Origin of the sequence: Streptomyces sp. URMC 127 (assembly GCF_051386535.1) — a bacterium.
Lineage (GTDB): Bacteria > Actinomycetota > Actinomycetes > Streptomycetales > Streptomycetaceae > Streptomyces.
Genome location: NZ_JBPQTW010000426.1, coordinates 1 through 1,727, shown reverse-complemented (window position 1 = coordinate 1,727; position 1,727 = coordinate 1). Strand labels below are relative to the sequence as shown.

Sequence of the window (1,727 nt, the reverse complement as noted above, 5' to 3'; positions counted from 1 at the left end):
GGCATGGGCGGCGGGGCGGGGGCCTGAGGGGCGGCGTGTGCTGCGGCCTGAGGCGCGGCGTGAGGCGGAGTCTGAGACGAGGCGTGAGGGGACGGCTGCGGCGCGGCCTCAGGCGATGCCTGTGAGGGGGCCTGAGGCGCCGTCTGGGGCGCGGCATGAGGGGGCGCCTGAGGCGGAGTCTGGGAAGAGGCCTGAGGCGCGGCGTGAGGCTGAGCCTGGGGCGGTGTCTCGCCCCGTGCCTCAGGGAGTGCACCGGGCGAGGCCTGGGGCGGCGCCTGAGGCGGCTGCTGCGGAGTATTCGGAGCCGGGTCCTGCGATGCGCCGGAGCCGTCCTGCGGAGGCTCGTTCGGCTGCATCGGTGGGGGCTGGGGCGGCTGGACCATCAGCGCATACCTCTTGGGTGCGGGGCCCGCCGCTCGTTCTGCCTCCCCCCGCGATCCGGGCGGCATGCATTGACTATTCCGCCGGAAAGGAGCGAATCGGGCGCGGATCCCGCGCTGTTGTGACACTCGAGCGGGGAATCTTTGTATCACCCGCCTCCGGCGCCCCACAGGTCCGGTTGCTCCGGCACGGGGCCGCAGGTGGCGCACGGGGCGGCCGGTGGGGTGGGGGCGGGCCTGCCCCGGCGGTGCGTATGGCGATTAGGCTGGGCGGGTGTACGGACGGGGGACCTCTACGGTGTCCCCCGTCGCAAACGGGGGACACCCGGACGGTCGGACGACGGGAACGGTCGGGCCCGACAGGCATTTCATGGGCGCTAGACCACACCAGGAGGCAATGTGAGCAGCGATCGGGAAGAGATCCGCGCAGGCGGGTCCGCAGCCGGCGAGGACCGGTCCGACGCCGGTCACGAGCAGGAGCCCGACACCATGGGCGAGTTCACCATCGACTACACGCCACCTGCCTGGTACACGCAGAACGCCTCCTCCGCCGTGACGCCGGCGGCGGGCCAGGGCGGCCCCGGGGGTGACGCGCAGCCGGTCCTGCCGCCCCCGCCTTCGGGTGAACCGCTGCAGATGCAGCCCGCGGCGGCCGAGGAGCGGACCGAGCACGCGGAGCCCGCTACCGAAGTCCCTTCCCCCTCCCCCGCTCCTTCGGCGGACGGCGCGGTCGGCAGCCCCGCCACGATGCGGTTCTCCGCGGCGGCGGTGCAGGAGGCTGCCGCGGCGGAGCGCGCGCCCGAGGCGGTGCCGGGTGCGGAGTTCCCGGCTGCCGGTAACTCCGCCGGTGCGGCGCCTGCCGCGAGCGGCCCGGGTTCGTCGGCGCCGCACGGGACCGACGCCGAAGCAGGCACGGGGAAGGCGCATGAGGCCGGGCAAACGCATGAGGCCGGCACGAGCTCCGACGCTCCGGCACGCCCTGAGGCCGGTACGGCCCCGTCGGCAGAGGCAAGCGCTCCCTCCGCCGCCGATGCCGTCAGTGAGGAGAGGACGGCAGAGTCCGAGCAGGGCTCTGCGGCAGCGTCCATTCCTTCCATGACCGCGCCGGCTGCCCAGGACGGCCCTGGGGCGGCGGCCCCGGCTTCCAGCAGTGCGGGTGCTGCCGCCGGAGCCGAAGGCGCCGCCTCACGCCCCGAGGGCACCATGCGGTTCTCGGCAGCCGCTCTGCGGGACAGGGTTGCCGACGGCGCGGGCGCGCAGCAGGCAGAGGCCGGGCAGGATGCGCAGGGAGCCCCGTGGTCCCCGCCGCCGGTGCCCCGGACCGCGCTGCCCCCGCTCCCCCCGGAC

1 protein-coding gene is annotated in these 1,727 nt (G+C 75.2%); it reads left to right on the top strand.

Translation table 11 applies throughout. From position 1 onward, the window contains the following. Positions 1 to 779: 779 nt before the first annotated feature. The coding region (locus ACSNOH_RS34685) for an SCO5717 family growth-regulating ATPase (RefSeq protein ID WP_436725427.1) at positions 780 to 1,727 on the top strand (948 nt) is incomplete at its 3' end.